Source organism: Streptomyces sp. NPDC045899, from assembly GCF_056431485.1.
Genome location: NZ_JBWKKP010000011.1, coordinates 1 through 18,543, shown reverse-complemented (window position 1 = coordinate 18,543; position 18,543 = coordinate 1). Strand labels below are relative to the sequence as shown.

Below are 18,543 nucleotides of genomic sequence, written 5' to 3'. Positions count from 1 at the left end.
ACGAACAGTGGTTGAGCACGTCTTCAACGCTGACAACACCGGGGCCGTGGTCCTGAACCTGGCGCTGTCCCTGGGCCGGATCACCGTGACGGTGGACCACGAGGTGGAGCGGGCCCGCGTGATCCTGCGGACCGAGGACACCTCGGGGCCCGGCGCCGACGCGGTGCGCCGGGCCACCAGCCAGACCAGCGGGCGGCAGATGTCCGTCCAGGTCCTCGAGATCTCCGGTTCCGTGATGATGAGCGGAGGCGGCAGCCGCGTCACCCAGACCGCCGGGACCATCGCCTTCGGCCAGGTGGTCACCGGGCTGACCTTCATCAACGGGCAGCTCGTCAGCGGCGGCAGCACCATGCCGGTGATCCGGCCGATCGAGGCGATCGTCACGCTTCCCGCACAGTCGAGCCTGTCGGTCGTCACCACCTCGGCCGACACCACCGTGTGTGGAAAGCTCGCCCGCCTCACGGTCCATTCGGTCTCCGGCGACGTGACCGCCATGACCGCCCACGTCGTGGAGGCTCACACCACCTCCGGAGACGTCGAGGTCGAGACCGTGACCGGCGAACTGCTCGCGCAGAGCGTCTCCGGGGATGTGCGGGTCTTCTCCTACCGGGGCGACACCGCCAACGCCACGACCAACCAGCGGCGACATCCGCCTGACCGCCACCCCCACGGCGACCGGGTTCATCACCGCCCGGTCCATCTCCGGCGACGTACGCGTCACCGGCGCCCGGCACCTCAACCCCCGCGTCCACAGCGTCAGCGGCCACACCGCCGCCTGACCATCTCCCACCCCCGCCCCGGGGCGGCGGCCTCCGGCCAGAGACAGCTCGCCGCCCCGGCTCACCTGCCCATCCATCCATCGGAGCTTTCGCCATGCGCACATTCATAGGAGATCAGGAGGCCGTCAGCGTCTCCGAGTTCGAGGAGCTGGCTTTCGGGTTCGATACGAGCCCTGTCGGTTTGGACCATGAGCTGTTCGTCGGTCCGCCGCGCCCGGAGTCGGCCAAGGACCGCCGGGCGCGGCTGGCTGTCGCGCGGGAGGTCCTGCGGGACCTGCGCCAGGCCGCCGCCGACGGTGACGAGATTGCCGCTTGGGACGCCCGCTACGCCAAGGAGCTGAGCGGGACGGTTCCCCTGCGGAAGTCGGCCGCCCACGAGCGCACTTCCTCGGTGCAGGAGGCGGCGGCATGAGCAACACCCTCGCCGCCCTGTCCGCCGCCGCCCCTGTGGCCGTCGGGTGGACCGTCCACGGACTGTGGCAGCGGCACCTGGTCGACCGCGCCGGGCGCGATGCCCTGACCGGCCTGCCACGCCGTACCGCGTTCGAGAAGAGCGCCGCCCGCATGCTGCGCAAGACCCAGCAGGGCATGGTGGCGGTGCTGGTCATCGACCTGGACGGCTTCAAGCAGGTCAACGACATTCACGGGCACGCGGCCGGTGATACCGCGATCCGCGAGACGGGGCAGCGGCTGGCCCAGTGGGCCGAGCCGCTGGGCACCGTCGCGCGGCTGGGCGGGGACGAGTTCGCCGCCACGATCCACTGCCCGGATGCCGACACCTTGCGCGGGGAGCTGACCCACCTGCACCAGTGGCTGTGCTCCGTCATCACGTACAACGAGCTGCCGCTGCCCCTGGGCGCCTCCATCGGCGCCTACCCCCACACCTCCGACGACCCCGCTCCTGATCTGTCGAGCGCGCTGCGGGCGGCGGATGAGGCCATGTACGGGGCTAAGCAGACCGGCGGTGGCTGGAGCATCAAGCACACGCTCACCCCCAGCTACCGCACCGTCAACGGCCGCCGCGCCGGCCGTCGCGGCACCGACTTCGAGCTCGAACTCGATGGGGGTGCGTCGTGACGGCCTGGCTGTTTGACCTGCTTCCGGCCGCACCTGGCTGGCTGTCCTGGGTCGCTCCGCTGGCCGGTGCCGTGCTGGCGCTCGCGCTGGCAGTGTGGACAGTGGGGCGGCTGCGGGAGTCTGTGTGGCTGTCCGGCATCGGCCCCCAGGCCGTTGTCGCCCTCGGCGGCGTCGCGGTCTCCGTCCACGGCCTGTGGGGGTTCGCCACCGACACGGCCGGGCTTCCGGATCCGTTGGCGGTGGCGTTCGTCGCCGTGTTCGACGCGGCCGAGATGACCCTGCTGGTGATGATGTACCGCACGGCCGACCCCAAGCAGGGGTGGACGCCGGAGCTGCGGCTGATGCACCGCACCGCCTGGCTCCTGGTGAGCTTCTCCGCCGCCATGAACGCCGTCCACGCCCCGAACTGGTGGGCCCGCCCGGTCCTGGCCGCCATCCCCGGCCTGGCCGCCTGGCTGATCGAACTGCAACTGCGCAGCAAGCTGCACCGCGAGCGGCCCGACCAGGACGATGCGGCCCGGCCGGGCCCGGCCCGGCTGGTGGCACTGCTCTGGCAGCACGCATGGGCAGCACTCTTCGCCCTGCTGGGACTGGACGCCCGCACCTCCTCCTCCGCCGTCGCCCGCGCCGCTCTCGCCCAGCGGGCCGCGCACCGCGTCTACCGCCTCCGCCTGGCCCTGGAAGCCGGGTCATCCGGCAGGAGCTCACGTCGAGTGCAGCGCCGGTTGCGGCGGCTGCGGGGCCGGGCGCAGAAGGCGCTGGACCGTGCCGACGTCGCCACCGACACCGGCCAGTCACTGGCGCTGGTGCGCCGTCTGGCCGCACTCACCCGCGCGGACGAGGTGGCTCGCCTGAACTTCGCGGACGCCCCGGCAGTCCTGGGGATGATCGAGGACCTGGCGGTCACGCCGGCCGCGCAGCGGCTGGAGTCCTCGGCGCTGGCTGAGCGCGCGGATGCCGCGCGGCAGGAAGCCGAAGCGGCCCAGCGGCGCGCGGAAGACGCGCGGGAAGAGGCAGAGGCCGCGCGGAAGCGCGCGGAAGACACCCTCAGCACCGCGCAGCGCGACCTCGAAGCGGTCCGTGAGGAACACGCCGCGCTCCTTCAGCAGCGGGAGGGCGTGGACGGTGCGGTGGAGGCTGCGCGGCAGGCCGAGCAGGCCGCGCGGAAGCGCGCGGAGGACCTGATCAACGCCGCGCAGCAGGAGGCCGAGCAGATCCGCACCACCGTGGACGGCGAGCAGCAGCGGCTGGACGAACTGACCGCCGACGCGGACGCGCTCCAGCAGGCACACGGTGCCGCGCAGACCGCGTTGCAGCAGGTCAGGGACCAGGTCGAGGAAGTTGCCGCACTGCGGGATCGGCTGCTTGGGGACGTGGCCGAGCACGCGGGCAGCGATCCGGACCCGGTGTTCAAGTCTGAGGCCAAGCAGGCCGGATGGCAGCTTTACCTCGACTCCGTCACCTGCGGCCACGGGAGCGAGCCGAGCGCCGCAGACCTGGCGAAGCTGTGCTCGGTGGATCCGGGGAACGCGCGGAACTGGCTGCGTGACTTCCGTGCCGCGCGCGCCGCGCAGCTCACCGCGCACCAGCCGCGCACCCTGGCCGCCGTCAACGGCGCCGACCGCTCATGACCGCCCTGCCGGTCTACCGGTGGCACCTGGCACCGGACGGACTGGCCACACGCCGACAACTCCGCGCGATGGACCTGCGCCCCGGCGGCCAGGACGTCGTCGCGGAGCTCCAGCGGCCCCGCCGCGAGCGCGGGCGGCTGGTCGCCTACCTGTACCGCATCGACCTCGCCAAGCCGGTCCGGCCGATGACACCGGCGCGGTGGGCGTCGCTGGCCAAGGCGAACGCGGCCCGCCGCACCTGCCCGGCCTGCCGACGCGATGCCGGATACATCATCCCGCCCTCGCTCGGCATGTGCGTGACCTGCGCCTACCCGCTCGGTCTCGCCGCCTGACCTGCAACCACCCGATTCCCGAAACTCTGTTCATGCCTATGGGAGGCACCGTGAAGCAACATCTTTTCCCTCTGCTCGCCGAGGCCATCGCCGCAGCGATGGCTGGCTATCTGGGGTACCAGCTCACCACCTACGACGTGCCGCTGGCCCTCGTCGTGGCCTGTGCTCTGGCGCTGTACATCGCTTTCCGCGAGCCCTTGCACCAGGTCGCGCAGGCTCGTTACACGGTCACCCACCGCTGCGTTGTCCCCGGGTGCACCTTCACCGTCCGGCTGACCCGCGCTGACGCGGTCGAGAACCGTCGGTGGCAGGAGATCGCCGCCGCTCACCCCAGCCACACCTAACCGTCGTCCGGCACCACCAGTGAAGGCCAGCCCAGGGCATGTGGGCTGGCCTTTGCTGCGACTGCCGGAAGCAGTCGAACCCGGAGCGACTGGCGCGCCCCGGGGCACACACACCATCCCACGGAGGAGCCAATGACACCGGAGAAATGGACTCCTGACCTGCTCAAGACGCCGGAAGACCGGGCGGTCCACCTCGCACAGCGCCGGGCGCAGCTCGGACCGATCATCGATGACCTGCGACGGCTGGCCCGCGAGGTGGCCGCAGACCTCAAGGAGCGCGGGGCACTGGAGGGAGACCTGCCCTTCCAGGCCAAGGCCCGCGCCTGGACGACCGGCCGTCCGATGTTCCAGGCCGTTGACGAACTGGAGGCGGCTATCACCCACCTGGTGGCGTTCGGCGCCCGCTACGAGCGGTCGTATGAGGAGCTGCCGGAGAAGCGGGCCAGGAAGGCGGCTGACAAACAGCGGGTCAAGGAGCTGAAGGCGTCCCGCGGCGCACCGCAGCTTGAGCCGCAGCGGGACGACGAGGCCCAGCAGGCCAGTGGGGGTGGTCTCTTCGACCACCTGACGAAGGGCGCGTGATGCCCGGCAAGGATCCGGCGCGCGCGAAGCGGCTCCGCGCTGAGCTGTGGGCGCCGAGGGTCAACCAGGCCGCCGACGCCCGGTCGCGGGCCATCGTCCTGTTCGACATGGCCCGCGCGAGGCTCGCCGACGATGACCCGCTCTGGCGCTCGCTGGCGTCGGAGCTGTCGCGCTACCTGGACAGCAAGCAGTGACGCTCCGCGTTCAACAACAACGGTTCAACGAGGCGGGCTGGCCTCGCGCGCATAATGCGTGCGCGTAACGCGCGCGTACGCGAGGCGGGCCGCTACGTCAAGTAGTCGAGAGGGGCGGCCGATGGCCGACGACGACCCGGGGAATGTGATCACACTCCCCGTCATCAACCTGACTCTGCCGGGGGACGACCCGCCGGCACCGGACGGTGGGCTACCTACCCTGCCGGACACTCCTCCCGCTGTGCCGCCGGGGCGCGTCAGCCTTCCGTCTCCCGACCTGGGCGGCGACCAGGACGAGGACGACCCAGTCCCGGGGATGGTGGCGCACGCGGCTGATGCCGGGTCCCCTGCACGGGGAAACGCCTCCATGGCCATGGTGGCCATGGCCGGTATCGCCGTGGCGGCCCTGCGTGGGGCCTGGAGCGTGGCCGCGTACCTCAAGGCCCGGCGCGAGCACCACCAGGCCGTGGCGGAGAAGGCGCGGCAGGAAGCCGACAAAGGTCGCGCAGACGTGGACAAGGCCAAGGTGGAAGCCGACGCGGCCCGCCGCAGGGCCCGTATCCAAAGCGGCCCGGAGTACGGCCGCAGCGCCACCAAGGGCAGTGCGAAGCCGGGTGCCTCGTCGTTCCGTACGGCGCCGACCTTTCCTGCCAAGCCCCACCCCAAAGCGCCCGCCAAGGCCGATGCGGCCAAGAGCAGGACGCCCGACGTCAAGCGGGCCGCCGACGCGCGGAGGGAAACGCGGAAGGACGCCGCCGCTCGCTCAGGCGACAAGAAACCACCCGGGGCGTCCTCCTCGGCGGGCGTCAGGAAGGTCCCGGGCACCCTCGGGAAGATGGCACTGGCGCGGCAGGGCCGGAAGAACGACGACGCCAAGGCAGCCCGGAAAGCTGACGTCGACCGCCGTAAGGCCGATCGGGCCAGCGCCCGGAAGCAAACCGCGAATGACGCCGACGCCAAGCGGGCCCGGAAGGCCGCTAAGGACAAGGCCCTGAAGGGCAAGAGCGGCAAGCCGGAGGACCCGAAGGCGCAAGAGAAGGGAGTGCCGCGCTCGCCGGCCAAGGCCGGGAAGGATGACGGCACGTCGAAGGCCGATCTCACCAATAAGCCCAAGGGCGGCGACAAGGGCAAGGGCGATCCGCCCAAGATCGACCTGTCGAACGGCCCCAGGAAGCTGGGCCCGTCCTCGTCGCACACGCCCGGCGGTAAGCCAGGCAGCAGGCCATGGAGAGGCCGAACCAAGACGAACAGCACAAAGCAGGGCACAAAGAAGCACCGCAAGGCGCGTCAGGCTCCACGAACCGGCAAGCCCGGCGCCCCGGGTGGCCACAGCCGTAAGAACGGCGCACGTGGCGGCCCGCGTCCGCATGATGCGCCCCGCGCTGATGGCGAGTGGCTGCGTCCTCCGCCCGGCTGGAAGGTCGGCTACTCCACCGTCATCACGCGGACAGACCGCGAAACGCCCAAACCGCAGCCCGCGGCCATCGGCCGCGGCCGCCCTGGCCTGCCCGCCGGAACCTCCTCGGCCGCATCTGCGGCAAGTACCACCTTCGGGCCGACCGGTCCGGCAGCACCACAGAAGGGAGCACGCCCCATGAGCGGAGCACCGGCCGTGCGGGCCACGCAGTTCACGGACGCCGAACTGACGGTCTATGACGTCATCGACTCCGACGAGGACATGGCCGAGGAGATCCTGGCAGGCGCCGAGCACGCCAAGGTCGTCGCCGACCGATGCGAGCAGCTGACCTCCACCCTGGAGTCCCTGCGCGCTGAGCTGATCGGCAAGAAGGTCCCCGGCATCCTCGTCGGCTGGACGGCCCGGCTGATCGAGCGGGCCGCACTCGTCCAGGGCAAGGCGGAGGGCCTGGCGGCAGCGCTCCCCCGGGCCTCCGAGGCCATCGCTGCCGCAGGCCAGCGTGCAGCCGCCGCCGACAAGCACCGCGCCGACGCGGTCAAGGACGCCGGACACGTCGCTCCGGCCGAGCGCGAATACCACCAGGAGTAGCCATGAGCGAGATCGAACCGGTAGGCGGCGGCCGTATCGCGGACGGGATCGGCGATGGGGTGACCTTCACCATCGTCACCGTGAGGCTCGCATCCGCGTCCGTCTCCATGTTGTCCCTGTCCCGGGCCGTGCGGGGCGCCTACAACTACGTCGAGGGCTGCGCCAAGTCGGTTGACCGGCTGGCTGACACCGCCGCCTCGCTCCACGTGGACGCCGACGTCATCGCCGCGCACCGCGACGCGGCAGCCGTCATGCGCTCCGCATTGGCCGAGGCCGAGGAACTGGCGAACGAGGCCGCCGAGATGTCCGGCGACTTCCGCCAGGCTGCCGACGGCCACGAGGCCGATTACGGCTCGGTCGCCGCCGCCATGCAGACCGGCGACTCCGACGTGGCCGATCGGACCTACTACAGCAACCGATAACCGCAGGCGACCAGGGACGGCCCGCCGAACGGGCCGTCCCTTCGCGCGCCCTCTATAGCCAGGAGGTCATGATGCCGCCGCGCACCTACTTCGACACTGCACGGGACCGCGTCGGCCGCGTGGCCACCGCGGCCGGGGCCGCCACTCTCACCGCGGGACTCTTCACGGACGCGATGACGCAGCCGGGCCTGACGGCCGCCGTCGGCGCGGCACTGCTCGGAGTGGGCTTCTCCCCCCGCCTGTTGGCCGCACACGAGAAGGTCAAACTCGCCGCGATGATGGTCTACGCCTCGCCGCACACGGGCATGGCGGGGATCCTCGTCGCTGAGCGGGTCGCCTCCGGTGGTGTTGCTCGCCTGGTGGAGGCGGGCACTATCGCCGCTTGGACAACCGGTGTCTGGTGGATCCGCCCCGCAGCTCTGGCCAAGCGGATCGCCAAGCCCTGGCCCGCCGCCGAGCAGCTGCACGAGACGGTGCCCGCCGCCGTCCAGGCACCCGCCGATCCGGCAGCCCGCTGGTGGGCGGAGAACGTGGCCCGGGAAGGTGGCATCGCACCGGACACGCAGGTGATCGCCACCCAGCGGATCGACGCGGACCGCAGTGCAGCGGTCATCGCCGCGACGACACACGGCGAGCCCGTACCGGAGATCAGCATCACGCGGCTGTCCGCGCTGATGGACATCCCTGAAGAGCTGATCTCGATTGACCCGATCCCCGGCCGAGGCGCGGGCCTACGCATGCTCACGATCGGCAAGAAGCACGAGGCCTCCGGCGACACCTGGACCGAGATCGCCCGCTCCGCGCTGCCGGGCGTGGAGCTGGTGGAAGCGAACACGTACGAGCTGAAAGAACTGCGCTGATGGCGGCCATCAAGGAATACGTGCTCAAGACTCCCCCTGGGGGAGTGAAGAACATCGATCACAACGCACTGTGCGACCTGCTCAAGATCGATGACCCTTCTAGGGTCATCTTCGAGCAGGCCCGAGGGGAAGCGGTCGTCAGGGTCTTTCCTACCAACCCCCTGATGAACATGCGCCCGGCGACCCTCGCCGACCTGGTGATGGACTCACGCGGCCGGATCACAGTCGGCGCCTACTACGACGGATCACCCCTGCGGATCCGTCTGTACGACCCCAAGACCGGCAACGCCCAGCGAATGGCGATCTTCGGCACCACCGGGGCCGGGAAGTCCCGGGCGCTGCAATCGGTCCTGGCCGCTTGCAAGCGCTCCGGCATCGTCGTACACCTGGCGGACCTCAAGGAAGGGCAGAGCGTCCCCGAGGCAGCCGGGAACGTCGCCACCAGGGTCACCACCCAGAAGAGCGCCATCCGGCTTCTGCGCCGCCTCGTCCGCGAAGCCGAGCGGCGCATGAAGGCGTACGGCGAGATGGGCCGGTCAGGCTTCATCCTCAGCGACCCCGACCCGCTGATGTACGGCGTCATCGACGAGGCCAACCGCCTGCTGGAGAAGGGGGCGCCGTACCGCGATGAGGCCGCCGGCCTCATCAAGGAGCTGGGCCGCACCGGCCGCAGCGTCGGAGTCGGCATCGTCCTGGCCGCGCAGGCCGGCCACCTGGAGGAGATGGGCGGAAGCGACACGCTGCGCGGCATGCTCAAGGAAGGCGAGGTGATCCTGCTGCGCTGGTCGTCCGCGATGATGGCCCAGCTCGTCTCCGACGGCCTGCTCCCCCGGGGCGAATCGCTCCAGCCGATCCCCAAAATCGTCGGCCAGGTCCGCCGCATCCGCCGGTGGAACGAAGCCGCCGACGAGGACGAGGACGAGCCCAACTCACAGGGCATGTGCTACCACCTGACCTCGTCGCGGCCGACGAGCATGGCGCGCTTCTTCCTCATGGGCTCCATCGCCCCGTGTCGCGGCCGCGACCCCGTCATCCTCGCGCTGTACGGCGACGGGTCGCCCCCGGGCAAGCCCCTCGACCTAGACGACACGCCAGAGCCCGATGGGGGCGCTCCAGCACCGCCGGACCGGCCGTCCGTACCGGCTGCGGCGGAGGCCGTGCCGCCGGGGCCGATGACGCTGGCCGACCGGATCACCGCCGCTCTGTCCGGCGGCCCGATGACCGAGGCCGACCTCCTGGCGGCCGTCAACACCGACGGCCACAAGCAGATCAAACGCGGATCTCTCCGGACACGCATCTCCGACCTTCGCCGAGACGGCGTACTCGGGCCGCCGCACGACGGCCTGGTGACGCTGTCGTAGACGCCCGCCATGCTGTCTCCAAGGGAGGAGACAGCATGGACTTCGAGTTCGAATGCTGGGACTGCGGCGCAGACTGCGTCGTCTACGGCAAGCCAGCGGGCTTCTGGACCGAGCAGTACCGACTACCCAGCGAATGGGACTGCTGGAACTGCGGCGCCACCAACATCACCCCTGACGACTGACCCCACGCCACCCCAGCAACGAAGGCCCCAGAGGCAAAGCCTCTGGGGCCTTCGCCTGCTCTGTCACGTTCACAAAGGAGCTGCCGTGATCGTCTCCCTGTCCACCGTGCTCGTCCTCGGCTCCGTCCTGGGCCTCATGCTCCGCAACCGCGTCCTCGGTACCGGCGGCGCGATCGTCGCCGCGCTCTTCGGCTTCTGCCTCGCCTCCACCGGCGCGGCCCCCACGATCAACGACGCCCTTCAGTCCCTCGCGGACTCGCTGAGCCGCATCGGCTGACACGCCTTACCCCTCCCGCACCGCCAACGGCCCCGGAGGCAGCTATGCAGCAGCACGACCCGAACACCAACATCCCCGGGAACCTCGCCCCGCACATCCCCGCCGACCTCTACCAGCAGTTGGACGGGCGCCCCATCGTCATCATCCAACCCCCTGCCCCGGCCCACTCCGCTCGGAAGTGGGTGGTGCCGCTGGCCATCGGGCTCGCCGGAGCCGCCGGCGTCCTCGGCCTGGTCGCCGCCGCCGTCGCGGTCTTCGACTACGCCGCCCGCACCGCCGCCTTCATCGGCTCCACCACTGGCCCGATCGGACTCGGCCTGTCTCTGAAGCTCTTCCAGTCCAAAAACAAGTCATAGGAGGTCAAGCCCATGATCCGCCGCTTCCTGGCGCGCCGCCGGTTGGAGATCCGCTACCACGCCGCGTGGTTCTCCCACCCGATCGGCAAACGCCCCATCGGCCCCCGGCCCATGCTCGGCGTGCACCATCTGCCTGACCCCAACTGCCCCACCTGCGAGGGCAACGGCACCGTGATGACCAGCAGCGCGACTGACCCCGAAGAGCCGGACTTCGACGACTGCCACTGCGCGCCGTTCCTGCCCCTGGCCACCCTGTGGCTGCCGAAGTGGGCCGACACCACCCGCTACCGCCGCCGCAACCGACCCGGCTACAGCGACCCGTGGGCCACCAACGGCGGCTACAGCGACGAACCCCCGTTCTAGATGCGCCCGGGGCGGCGGCCTCCGACCAAGGACAGCCCGCCGCCCCGGCTTCCCCTGCCCATCCACAACGGAACAGGAGAACCCCAAGCATGGCCCAACCCCCTCCCATCCTGCGAGTCCACCCCACCCAGGGCCCCCTGCGAACCGCGCTCGAACTGGCCAAGGCCGGTGTGCCGGTGCTGCCGCTCCGCCGGGGCAAGGTGCCGTTCGGGAACTGCCGCACCTGCGCAGGCCGCCCGCCCGCCTGCGGGGGGCGTCCCAACATGAAGACCTCTGGCCCGTGCCAGTGCCCCACCGTCTGCCACGGCTGGGCCGCCGCCACAACCGACCCCGCCATGGTCACCTCCCACGCATGGGGCCTGGCCTGGCGGCTGGCCGTGGCCGTCGCCTACCACCCCGCCGGCGCCGAGCTGACCGTCGTGGACCTCGACAACGCGCGCGCGGTCGATTGGGCACGCCAGACCCTCCCGGCCACCAGGACCGTGCCGACCACCCGCGGTGAGCACTGGATCTATCGAGGAGCGATGCCCTCGGCCAACCAGGTTCGGCCCGGCGTGGACATCAAGTCGCGCATGGCCTATGCCCGCTGGCTCGGGCCAGGCACCGGCACCATGACGACCCTGCCGTCGGCCGTCCGCGCCCTGGTGGAGAGGGAAGAGACCACCTCTGCGCGCGGAGCCGTGGTCTCTTCGTCTCCCGCCCGCGCCACCTGGGACCGGACCGTGGCCACCGGGTGCAGGCACACCGAGCAGTACGTCCACACCGGTCTGGAACGGGGCCTGGCCATGGTGCGCTCTCGCACGGAGTCGGGGGCCGGATCTCAGGCGTTCGGTGTGGCGCAGTTCCTGGGAGCCCAGCACGCGAAGTGCCCCGGGCCGTGCGGACTGGACGTCATCGGGGGCCAGATCATCGCCGCTGCTGTTTCGGTCGGCGTCCCTGAGGCGTACGCGGAACGCGCCGTCACCAACGGCCTCAACGGCGTAGGAGCGGCCGAGTGACCACCCGCCCCCACACCCCCGGAAAGCAGCCCCAGGACGCCGTACAAGTCAAGTCCGAGACGGCTGTAGGCGCCCTGGAGGGCGCCGCCCGTCAGGGCGTCCCTTCTGCCTCTGGTTCTGACGGACAGCAGGACGACGGCCGGCACCCCATCGCATGGCTCCACATCACCGCACCGCCGGACTGGCAGGCCACGCCCACAGCCACCTCCAAATGCGCGTGCGGACGCGACCGCAGCGCGGTCGGCCGCCGCCAGGTGCTCGCGCTGATCGCCTACCACGAAGCCCACAAGACCGCCTGCCCGCTCCGCAGCACCATGGAAGAGAAGAACGCCGCATGACCACACCCGACACCGATCTGTGGGCGGGCTTCGACCCACTGGCGGCCGAGGCCGTCACCGGACCCGTCTGGGACGAACCAGTCCCCCTCACGCCGCACCGAACCCTTCCGACGTTCCCCGTGGACGCCCTGCCCGACTGGCTGGCCGACATGGTCACCGCCGTCGCGGAGGAGACCCAGACCCCGGCCGACCTGGCCGGGTGCCTGGCCCTGTCCACCATCGCCACGGCGGCCGGCGGCCGGGCCACAGTCTGCGTACGGGGACGCTGGCGCGAGCCGGTCAACCTCTACACCGCCGTCGCCCTGGACCCCGGCAACCGCAAGTCCGCCGTCTTCTCCCTGATGACCGAACCCCTGATGGCCGCGGAGAAGACGCTCGTGGAGCTCTCCGGCCCGGCGCGCGCCGAGGCCGAGACCACCGCACGCCTGGCCAAGGCCGCCGCCGACAAGGCCGCCGCCAAAGCCGCGAACGCCGAGCCGGGCATGCGTGACCGGCTCACCGCCGAGGCCGTCGAACTCGCCCAGGCCGCCGAGGACATCAAGGTCCCCTGCAAGCCCCAGCTCGTCGCCGACGACGTCACCCCGGAGAACCTGGCCACCCTCCTGACCGAGCAGGAGGGCCGCATCTCGGTCCTCTCGCCGGAGGGCGGCATCTTCGACATCATCGCCGGACGCTACAGCGGCACCCCCAACATGGAGGTCTTCCTCAAAGGCCACGCCGGGGACATGGTGCGGGTCAACCGCCAGGGCCGCGACGCCCAGCACATCGAACACCCCGCCGTCACCATGGGCCTGGCCGTCCAGCCCGAAGTACTGGAATCCATCGGCCAGATCAAAGGCGCCGACGGCCGCGGACTGCTCGCCCGCTTCCTGTACGCCCAGCCCGAATCCCTCGTCGGCCGCCGCAACCTCACCCCCGACCTCATCCCCGACCACGTCGCTGACGCCTATGCCCAGCGGCTCGGCGGCCTGGCCCTGGCCATGGCCGGATGGACCGACCCTGCCTTCCTGACCCTCACCCCCGAGGCAGACCAGGTGATGCTCGCCTACCAGAAGGTCACCGAATCCAGGATCGGCAAAGGCGGCTCCCTGGCCGACATCGTGAAGTGGGCCAGCAAGCGCGACGGAGCCGTCGCCCGCATCGCCGGACTGCTCCACCTGGCCACCCACCCCGACCACGGATGGACCCGGCCCATCGAGGCCGCCACGCTGGCCGCCGCGACCCGCCTTGGGGACTATTTCACCGCCCACGCACAGCACGTCTTCGACGCTATGGGCGCCGACCCCGCCCAGGAAGCAGCCCACCAGGTCCTCTCCCACCTCACCGACGGCCGTCTCACCGGCTTCACCAAACGCGACCTCTTCCGCGGCCTGCCCCGAGGCGACTTCCCCGCTATCGCCGACCTCGACCCCGCCCTGGCGCTCCTGGAGGAACACGGCTGGCTCCGTCAACAGCCCCAGCCCCCACGCTCCGGACGTGGCGGCCGGCCGCCCTCCCCTCGCTACGACACCCACCCCCGCCTCACTCGAGGCACCTGACACAACCCCCACCGGACCGACAGAACTGACAGAACCCGGTCCAGCCGCTGCTGACCTGCGGATACGGACAGATCGGCGGCTGTGACAAAACCTCCGGAAACTCTGACAGAACCCCAACCGCTCGGCTGGGCCCGCTGTGACAGAACCCCCTGCCAGGAGGTTCTGTCAGAGTTTCCGCGAGTTCTGTCACGACCAAAGAAGAGCACAAAACCGCAGGTCAGCGCACCGTGGTCCAGGTTCTGTCAGTTCTGTCACCGATTTCAGGGCAGCGGCCCCGGCCAAGGACAGCCCGCCGCCCGGTTCGCCCATCCCGACACCATCAGCAGGAGGACCCGGTGAACGCCGAAAGCACGTCCATCCCTCTCGACCAGCCCGCCGTAATGACCGTGCGTGAGGCCACGGCTTTCCTACGACTTGGCCGAGACAAGATCTACGAACTCATTCGCTCAGGCGCCTTGCCCAGCTACACCGAGGGACGCGCCCGCCGTATTCCGGTCGAGTCGGCCCGCGCGTACCTCAAGAACAAGCTCAAGGAGTCCGCCTGATGGCACGCCGCCGCCCCAACGGTGCGGGCACCATCACCAAGCGCAGTGATGGCCGGTATCAGGCTGCGGTCTACGTGCCGCAGCCTGACGGCACCACCAAGCGCAAGTTCGCGTACGGCAATGACTACGACGAGTGCGACGAGAAGCGCCGCAAGCTCATCGAGCGGGCACGGAACGGCGTTCCGACACCCACCAAGGACATGACCATGGGTGAGTGGTTCGAGTACTGGCTGGCGTGCATCGTGAAGCCCGGCCTCTCGGACGGAAGCCACCGGACGTACGAGAGCGCAGTTCGGCTGCACCTGAGCCCGCGGCTCGGCCGCAAGGTGATGCTCAAGCTCGGGGTCAAGGAGCTGCGAGCCGTCATGACGAAACTCGCCGAGGACAAGGGCTCCAAGACTGCTCGGCACGCTCACCGCGTCCTCAAGGCGTCGCTCACGGCCGCCATGGTCGAAGACATCGGCCTGACTCGGAACGTCGCCAAGTTGGTCCAGATACGGGCGTCCACCGACAGCGGCAAGAGCTGGGATGCGGTGAAGTGCCTCCGCTTCCTCGCCGAGGCACGTCGGCGGACGGTCTACTACCCGGCGCTGCTGCTGATCCCCCTGCTCGGCCTCCGTCGCGCCGAGATCTGCGGTCTTCGCTGGGAGAACATCGACCTGGAGAAACGCGTGCTGTGGGTCGAGCAGCAGCGACAGCGCACCAGCGCGGGCACGATCGATGTGGAGACAAAGACCGAAACGTCCAGAGCCCCGCTGCCTCTGCCCGCTCAGTGCATCGCCCCACTCCGGTGGCAACGCATGCGGACGGCTTGGCTGCGGGAACGGGCCCTGGCGAGCAGTCGGCCCTGGACAGACGACCCCGAGGGGCACGTGTTCGTCACTCGCACCGGGCAGCCGCTCCAGGCCGACTGTCTGTATCAGACCGTCCAGCGGGTCACGGCGAGCGCTGGACTCGGCAAGATGAATCCCAAGGGGCTTCGGAAGTCCTGCGGCACTCTGCTGGTGCACCTCCGGGTACACCCGAGGATCGTCAAGGCGGTCCTGCGGCACAGCCGCATCTCCACCACCTTGGACATCTACGCCGAAGCGCTGGACCCGGACGTTATCGAGGCGATCGGACAGCTTGACCTGTTGCTGCGGCAGCCGGATCGACTGGATCGGTTGCAGACGGTGACGATCGAGGACGACGAACAGCCCGACTGATGTCAGCCGGAGATGTCACGGCCCCTCTGCCCGCGTATCAGCGCAGGTGGAGGGGCCGAAATCACGCGTCAGCCTGACAACATCCCATTACCCGATCGTGACCTGGCGCACAGCTCTGCGATTCCGTCCCCGGTCACCGGTGAGACGATGCCGTCCTCGGTGACGATCGCCGTCACCAACTCCGGTGGCGTGACGTCGAATGCCGGATTGTGGGCCTGTGTACCGAGCGGTGCGACCGGCACTCCGGTGCCCGCTCCGGACCCCGCGCCCGGAACATGGGGAATTGTGATGTCCGTCACCTCATAGCCGGGGCGCTGCTCGACCTCGATCGCGGCGCCGTCAGGAGTCTCCAGGTCAACGGTGGTGGTCGGGGCCACCACCACAAAGGGCACATGGTGGTAGCGGGCCAGGACGGCCAGTGGATAGCTGCCCACCTTGTTGGCCACCGAGCCGTCCGCGGCGATCCGGTCCGCGCCGATCACCACCGCGTCCACCTCGCCCGCCGAGAACAGCGAGCCCGCCGCGCTATCGCTGAGCAGCGTGTACGCCATGCCCGCCCGAGCCGCCTCGTACGCCGTCAACCGCGCCCCCTGCAACAGCGGACGGGTCTCGTCCACCCAGAGCCGCCGGAGCTGACCGGACCGGTGCACTGCCTTGACCACCCCCAGGGCGGTCCCCTCACCCCCGGAGACCAGCGAACCGGAGTTGCAGTGCGTGAGGATCCGCAGTCCGCCCGCGGGCAGCAGCTCATGCAGCAGCGCCTGGCCGTGCTTCGCCATCCGCTCACTGGCCTCGGCGTCCTCGCGGTGCAGGGAACGGGCCTCCGCCAGGGCGGCCGCAGCTGCCCGCCCATCATCCGCACCGCCCCGGACCGCCTCGCGATAGGCGGCCGCCGCCCGGCGCACGCCGTAGCCGAGGTTGACGGCCGTGGGACGGGCATGGGCCAGGGACTCGGCCGCCTCGGCCACATCGAAGCCCCGCGCGGCCGCCAGCGCGATGCCATACGCACCAGCGATCCCGAGCAGTGGAGCTCCGCGCACGGCCAGTGACCGGATTGCCTCCACCAGGGCCGGAACATCGGCGCAGACCAGATCCACCTCCTCGGCGGGAAGCCTCGTCTGGTCCAGGAGCACCAGAACGGGCCCTTCCGGGGGTTCCTCCCAGCGCAGTGCGAACGCGACAGGGGAAGCAGAGCCTTCCGGGGACACCGGATGCTGATCAGCCATCCGTCCAGTCTGCCCTGTGCGGCACCGACTAATGAAGTGCTCAGCCACTCACAGCGGCCCGTCCGCACCGTGACGCACCGTGGCACGATGGCTGACAACCGCCCGTCGCCGCATCCGCGACCGGCCGACGAACAACCTACGGAGCGACGATGAACGACTCTCCGGGCCGGATCCCGCCCGGATCGTCCCCTTCCGACGAGCCGGACCACGGCACTCGGCAGCAGGGCGAACCCTCCGACCGGCCCGTGCCTGAGCAGCCGACGCCCGAGCAGGCCGTCTGGGGCGCCGGATGGTCCCAGCGACAGCCGCCCGCCGGACGCTGGAACGCCTCCGCCGGTGGCAGCCCCACCCCACCGCCACCGCCACCGCCTCCGGCCGGAGGGCCCCAGGGCGGTGGGGGCTGGGGCGTCCCGCCCCAGGGCGGACGCTGGGCGAACAGCGGCTGGCGGACACCGCCGCCCGCTCCGCGCCCAGGTGTGATCCCGCTGCGTCCCCTGGGCGTCAGCGAGATCATCGACGGTGCGATCGCCACTGTGCGCGCCCACTGGCGCACGGTGCTCGGCATCTCGCTCGCGGTCTCGATCGTCACCCAGGGCTTGATCACCACCGCCAACGGACTCTGGTTCCGCTCCGCCTCCACCAGCACCGATGTCCTGGAGGACCCGGACGCGACGCTGAATGAGGCGATGCGCGCGGTCGGCAGCGCCATGGGGGGCAGTGCGGTCACCCTGCTGATCGGTGTGCTCGGCACGATCGTGACCACCTCCCTGCTGACCGTGGTCACCGCACGCGCCGTGATGGGCCGCTCGGTTTCCACCGGCGAGGCATGGGGCGGTGCTCGCCCCTACCTCCTTCAGCTGTGCGGTCTGCTCTTCCTGATCCCCGTCATCGCCGCGGGCGTGATGGCTGCCGGCATGGCACCCGGGGTGCTGCTCACCCTCGCGGGAGCGGAGAACGAGGGCGCGGCCCTCGGCGGGCTCGCGGGAGCGGGTGCCGCCACCTGGCTCTGGGTCCGCTTCAGCCTCGCGGCCCCCGCGCTGATGCTGGAGAAGCAGGGGATCATCGCGGCCCTGCGCCGCTCCGCAAAGCTGGTGCGCGGTGCGTGGTGGCGCATCTTCGGCATCCAGCTCCTGGCGATCGTGCTGGTCTTCATCGTCGGTGCCATCGTCGAGATCCCGACCAGCATGGCGGGCATGGCGATCGGTGGCGACAACGCGATGGACTGGCTGTCCGGCGAGGCCGTCTCGGTCGGCTGGACCTTCCTGATCGTCATCGGCATCGGCGGGGTGATCAGCTCGACCATCACCTTCCCGATCAGCGCCGGTGTGACCGCCCTTCTCTACATGGACCAGCGCATCCGGCGCGAGTCCCTCGATGTCGAGCTCGCCCGCGCCGCCGGCGTCCCCGGCTACGAGACGAAGGGTCAGGACTCCGGCCAGAACGCCGGCCTGACGCCCTGAAAGCCCGGTCCAAGGCCCTGAACAGGACGGAGGAGGGGGCAACGGCTGAAGCGATGTCATCGCGTCATACGCGGTGTGATGCGTTGTCATCGTGAGCCTGCCCCCTCTCCCGTCCGGCCCGGCACCCCTCCGGCCGACTGGACCCGCTCCCCTACGGCCCCTGGTGACCGGGCCTGCCGGACCCGCTGACGTCCGGTCAACGGGCCCCCTTGAATCCACTCTGGGCGGCCCGAGGCTCGCCACGCCAGAGCTCACAAGCCTTTTCACCCGATCCAGTGGAACACCCGATCCAGTGGAACCTGAATGTGCGGCACCGGTTCTGAACGCAAAAATGCCTCGGTCCCGGACACTGAATGTCCGGGACCGAGGCTAAAAATTGTTCGGCGGCGTCCTACTCTCCCACAGGGTCCCCCCTGCAGTACCATCGGCGCTGAAAGGCTTAGCTTCCGGGTTCGGAATGTAACCGGG

Annotated in this window: 23 protein-coding genes and 1 rRNA gene; 22 read left to right on the top strand and 2 right to left on the bottom strand. The window is 70.3% G+C overall.

All coding sequences use genetic code 11. The annotated features are described in order from the left end of the window. Nucleotides 1–7 precede the first annotated feature (7 nt). The 21 genes from AC07FT_RS17880 (at nucleotide 8) to AC07FT_RS17780 (ending at nucleotide 15,389) form a co-directional block, all read left to right on the top strand. Nucleotides 8–889: a DUF4097 family beta strand repeat-containing protein gene (locus AC07FT_RS17880; protein WP_479177020.1), complete on the top strand. Its 882-nt coding sequence runs from the start codon at nucleotides 8–10 to the stop codon at nucleotides 887–889. After that, nucleotides 874–1,191 (top strand): hypothetical protein, encoded by a 318-nt coding sequence (locus tag AC07FT_RS17875; protein WP_479177019.1) that lies wholly within the window; start codon nucleotides 874–876, stop codon nucleotides 1,189–1,191. The genes AC07FT_RS17880 and AC07FT_RS17875 overlap by 16 nt, the downstream gene beginning before the upstream one ends. Beyond that, entirely contained in the window at nucleotides 1,188–1,856 is a 669-nt protein-coding gene (locus AC07FT_RS17870; protein ID WP_479177018.1) for a GGDEF domain-containing protein, read from the top strand. Before AC07FT_RS17875 ends, AC07FT_RS17870 begins: the two co-directional genes overlap by 4 nt. After that, on the top strand, nucleotides 1,853–3,487 hold the full coding sequence (locus tag AC07FT_RS17865; protein ID WP_479177017.1) for a DUF2637 domain-containing protein: 1,635 nt from the start codon (nucleotides 1,853–1,855) through the stop codon (nucleotides 3,485–3,487). The genes AC07FT_RS17870 and AC07FT_RS17865 overlap by 4 nt, the downstream gene beginning before the upstream one ends. Then, complete coding sequence (locus AC07FT_RS17860; protein ID WP_479177016.1) at nucleotides 3,484–3,819, top strand: RRQRL motif-containing zinc-binding protein; 336 nt, start codon at nucleotides 3,484–3,486, stop codon at nucleotides 3,817–3,819. The genes AC07FT_RS17865 and AC07FT_RS17860 overlap by 4 nt, the downstream gene beginning before the upstream one ends. Nucleotides 3,820–3,869: 50 nt before the next feature. Further along, complete coding sequence (locus tag AC07FT_RS17855) at nucleotides 3,870–4,163, top strand: hypothetical protein (protein WP_479177015.1); 294 nt, start codon at nucleotides 3,870–3,872, stop codon at nucleotides 4,161–4,163. Between the two features lie 132 nt (nucleotides 4,164–4,295). Continuing rightward, complete coding sequence (locus AC07FT_RS17850; RefSeq protein WP_479177014.1) at nucleotides 4,296–4,745, top strand: hypothetical protein; 450 nt, start codon at nucleotides 4,296–4,298, stop codon at nucleotides 4,743–4,745. Further along, a complete protein-coding gene (locus AC07FT_RS17845; RefSeq protein ID WP_479177013.1) occupies nucleotides 4,745–4,939 on the top strand; it encodes a hypothetical protein in 195 nt (64 codons plus the stop codon). Before AC07FT_RS17850 ends, AC07FT_RS17845 begins: the two co-directional genes overlap by 1 nt. Before the next feature lie 121 nt (nucleotides 4,940–5,060). Continuing rightward, the gene (locus tag AC07FT_RS17840) at nucleotides 5,061–6,944 is read left to right on the top strand and encodes a hypothetical protein (RefSeq protein WP_479177012.1); all 1,884 of its coding nucleotides are present in this window, start codon (nucleotides 5,061–5,063) and stop codon (nucleotides 6,942–6,944) included. A 2-nt stretch (nucleotides 6,945–6,946) separates the two neighbouring features. Further along, on the top strand, nucleotides 6,947–7,366 hold the full coding sequence (locus AC07FT_RS17835) for a hypothetical protein (RefSeq protein ID WP_479177011.1): 420 nt from the start codon (nucleotides 6,947–6,949) through the stop codon (nucleotides 7,364–7,366). Nucleotides 7,367–7,434: 68 nt separating this feature from the next. After that, nucleotides 7,435–8,226, top strand: coding sequence for a hypothetical protein (locus AC07FT_RS17830; protein WP_479177010.1), 792 nt, complete (start codon nucleotides 7,435–7,437; stop codon nucleotides 8,224–8,226). Further along, a complete protein-coding gene (locus AC07FT_RS17825; RefSeq protein WP_479177009.1) occupies nucleotides 8,226–9,587 on the top strand; it encodes a DNA/RNA helicase domain-containing protein in 1,362 nt (453 codons plus the stop codon). Before AC07FT_RS17830 ends, AC07FT_RS17825 begins: the two co-directional genes overlap by 1 nt. A 35-nt stretch (nucleotides 9,588–9,622) precedes the next feature. Beyond that, nucleotides 9,623–9,769, top strand: coding sequence for a hypothetical protein (locus AC07FT_RS17820; RefSeq protein ID WP_479177008.1), 147 nt, complete (start codon nucleotides 9,623–9,625; stop codon nucleotides 9,767–9,769). A gap of 85 nt (nucleotides 9,770–9,854) precedes the next feature. Next, on the top strand, nucleotides 9,855–10,046 hold the full coding sequence (locus AC07FT_RS17815; protein WP_479177007.1) for a hypothetical protein: 192 nt from the start codon (nucleotides 9,855–9,857) through the stop codon (nucleotides 10,044–10,046). Between the two features lie 44 nt (nucleotides 10,047–10,090). Further along, on the top strand, nucleotides 10,091–10,402 hold the full coding sequence (locus tag AC07FT_RS17810) for a hypothetical protein (protein ID WP_479177006.1): 312 nt from the start codon (nucleotides 10,091–10,093) through the stop codon (nucleotides 10,400–10,402). A 12-nt stretch (nucleotides 10,403–10,414) separates the two neighbouring features. Then, nucleotides 10,415–10,765 (top strand): hypothetical protein, encoded by a 351-nt coding sequence (locus tag AC07FT_RS17805; RefSeq protein WP_479177005.1) that lies wholly within the window; start codon nucleotides 10,415–10,417, stop codon nucleotides 10,763–10,765. Between the two features lie 89 nt (nucleotides 10,766–10,854). Continuing rightward, nucleotides 10,855–11,763, top strand: coding sequence for a bifunctional DNA primase/polymerase (locus tag AC07FT_RS17800; protein WP_479177004.1), 909 nt, complete (start codon nucleotides 10,855–10,857; stop codon nucleotides 11,761–11,763). Next, the gene (locus AC07FT_RS17795; RefSeq protein ID WP_479177003.1) at nucleotides 11,760–12,101 is read left to right on the top strand and encodes a hypothetical protein; all 342 of its coding nucleotides are present in this window, start codon (nucleotides 11,760–11,762) and stop codon (nucleotides 12,099–12,101) included. Before AC07FT_RS17800 ends, AC07FT_RS17795 begins: the two co-directional genes overlap by 4 nt. After that, complete coding sequence (locus AC07FT_RS17790) at nucleotides 12,098–13,639, top strand: YfjI family protein (protein WP_479177002.1); 1,542 nt, start codon at nucleotides 12,098–12,100, stop codon at nucleotides 13,637–13,639. Before AC07FT_RS17795 ends, AC07FT_RS17790 begins: the two co-directional genes overlap by 4 nt. A 380-nt stretch (nucleotides 13,640–14,019) precedes the next feature. After that, nucleotides 14,020–14,184, top strand: coding sequence for a helix-turn-helix domain-containing protein (locus tag AC07FT_RS17785; RefSeq protein WP_479177200.1), 165 nt, complete (start codon nucleotides 14,020–14,022; stop codon nucleotides 14,182–14,184). Then, nucleotides 14,184–15,389, top strand: a complete 1,206-nt coding sequence (locus AC07FT_RS17780) for a tyrosine-type recombinase/integrase (protein ID WP_479177001.1) — start codon at nucleotides 14,184–14,186, stop codon at nucleotides 15,387–15,389. The genes AC07FT_RS17785 and AC07FT_RS17780 overlap by 1 nt, the downstream gene beginning before the upstream one ends. Nucleotides 15,390–15,457: 68 nt before the next feature. Here AC07FT_RS17780 and mtnA read toward each other — a convergent pair whose 3' ends face one another. After that, nucleotides 15,458–16,615, bottom strand: coding sequence for an S-methyl-5-thioribose-1-phosphate isomerase (mtnA, locus tag AC07FT_RS17775; protein WP_479177000.1), 1,158 nt, complete (start codon nucleotides 16,613–16,615; stop codon nucleotides 15,458–15,460). Nucleotides 16,616–16,764: 149 nt separating this feature from the next. On the opposite strand from mtnA, the gene AC07FT_RS17770 reads away from it, so the two are divergent. Then, nucleotides 16,765–18,075: a hypothetical protein gene (locus AC07FT_RS17770; protein ID WP_479176999.1), complete on the top strand. Its 1,311-nt coding sequence runs from the start codon at nucleotides 16,765–16,767 to the stop codon at nucleotides 18,073–18,075. A gap of 378 nt (nucleotides 18,076–18,453) precedes the next feature. On the opposite strand, the gene rrf is transcribed toward AC07FT_RS17770, so the two are convergent. Further along, nucleotides 18,454–18,543 (bottom strand): 5S ribosomal RNA (gene rrf, locus AC07FT_RS17765); the annotation flags it as partial.

Coding starts and splice junctions, on each gene's coding strand:
- mtnA (WP_479177000.1), bottom strand. CDS start 16,615: ATGGCTGATCAGCATCCGGTGTCCCCGGAAGGCTCTGCTTCCCCTGTC.
- AC07FT_RS17830 (WP_479177010.1), top strand. CDS start 7,435: ATGATGCCGCCGCGCACCTACTTCGACACTGCACGGGACCGCGTCGGC.
- AC07FT_RS17850 (WP_479177014.1), top strand. CDS start 4,296: ATGACACCGGAGAAATGGACTCCTGACCTGCTCAAGACGCCGGAAGAC.
- AC07FT_RS17780 (WP_479177001.1), top strand. CDS start 14,184: ATGGCACGCCGCCGCCCCAACGGTGCGGGCACCATCACCAAGCGCAGT.
- AC07FT_RS17800 (WP_479177004.1), top strand. CDS start 10,855: ATGGCCCAACCCCCTCCCATCCTGCGAGTCCACCCCACCCAGGGCCCC.
- AC07FT_RS17875 (WP_479177019.1), top strand. CDS start 874: ATGCGCACATTCATAGGAGATCAGGAGGCCGTCAGCGTCTCCGAGTTC.
- AC07FT_RS17860 (WP_479177016.1), top strand. CDS start 3,484: ATGACCGCCCTGCCGGTCTACCGGTGGCACCTGGCACCGGACGGACTG.
- AC07FT_RS17805 (WP_479177005.1), top strand. CDS start 10,415: ATGATCCGCCGCTTCCTGGCGCGCCGCCGGTTGGAGATCCGCTACCAC.
- AC07FT_RS17770 (WP_479176999.1), top strand. CDS start 16,765: ATGAACGACTCTCCGGGCCGGATCCCGCCCGGATCGTCCCCTTCCGAC.
- AC07FT_RS17825 (WP_479177009.1), top strand. CDS start 8,226: ATGGCGGCCATCAAGGAATACGTGCTCAAGACTCCCCCTGGGGGAGTG.
- AC07FT_RS17835 (WP_479177011.1), top strand. CDS start 6,947: ATGAGCGAGATCGAACCGGTAGGCGGCGGCCGTATCGCGGACGGGATC.
- AC07FT_RS17790 (WP_479177002.1), top strand. CDS start 12,098: ATGACCACACCCGACACCGATCTGTGGGCGGGCTTCGACCCACTGGCG.
- AC07FT_RS17845 (WP_479177013.1), top strand. CDS start 4,745: ATGCCCGGCAAGGATCCGGCGCGCGCGAAGCGGCTCCGCGCTGAGCTG.
- AC07FT_RS17870 (WP_479177018.1), top strand. CDS start 1,188: ATGAGCAACACCCTCGCCGCCCTGTCCGCCGCCGCCCCTGTGGCCGTC.
- AC07FT_RS17785 (WP_479177200.1), top strand. CDS start 14,020: ATGACCGTGCGTGAGGCCACGGCTTTCCTACGACTTGGCCGAGACAAG.
- AC07FT_RS17820 (WP_479177008.1), top strand. CDS start 9,623: ATGGACTTCGAGTTCGAATGCTGGGACTGCGGCGCAGACTGCGTCGTC.
- AC07FT_RS17810 (WP_479177006.1), top strand. CDS start 10,091: ATGCAGCAGCACGACCCGAACACCAACATCCCCGGGAACCTCGCCCCG.
- AC07FT_RS17840 (WP_479177012.1), top strand. CDS start 5,061: ATGGCCGACGACGACCCGGGGAATGTGATCACACTCCCCGTCATCAAC.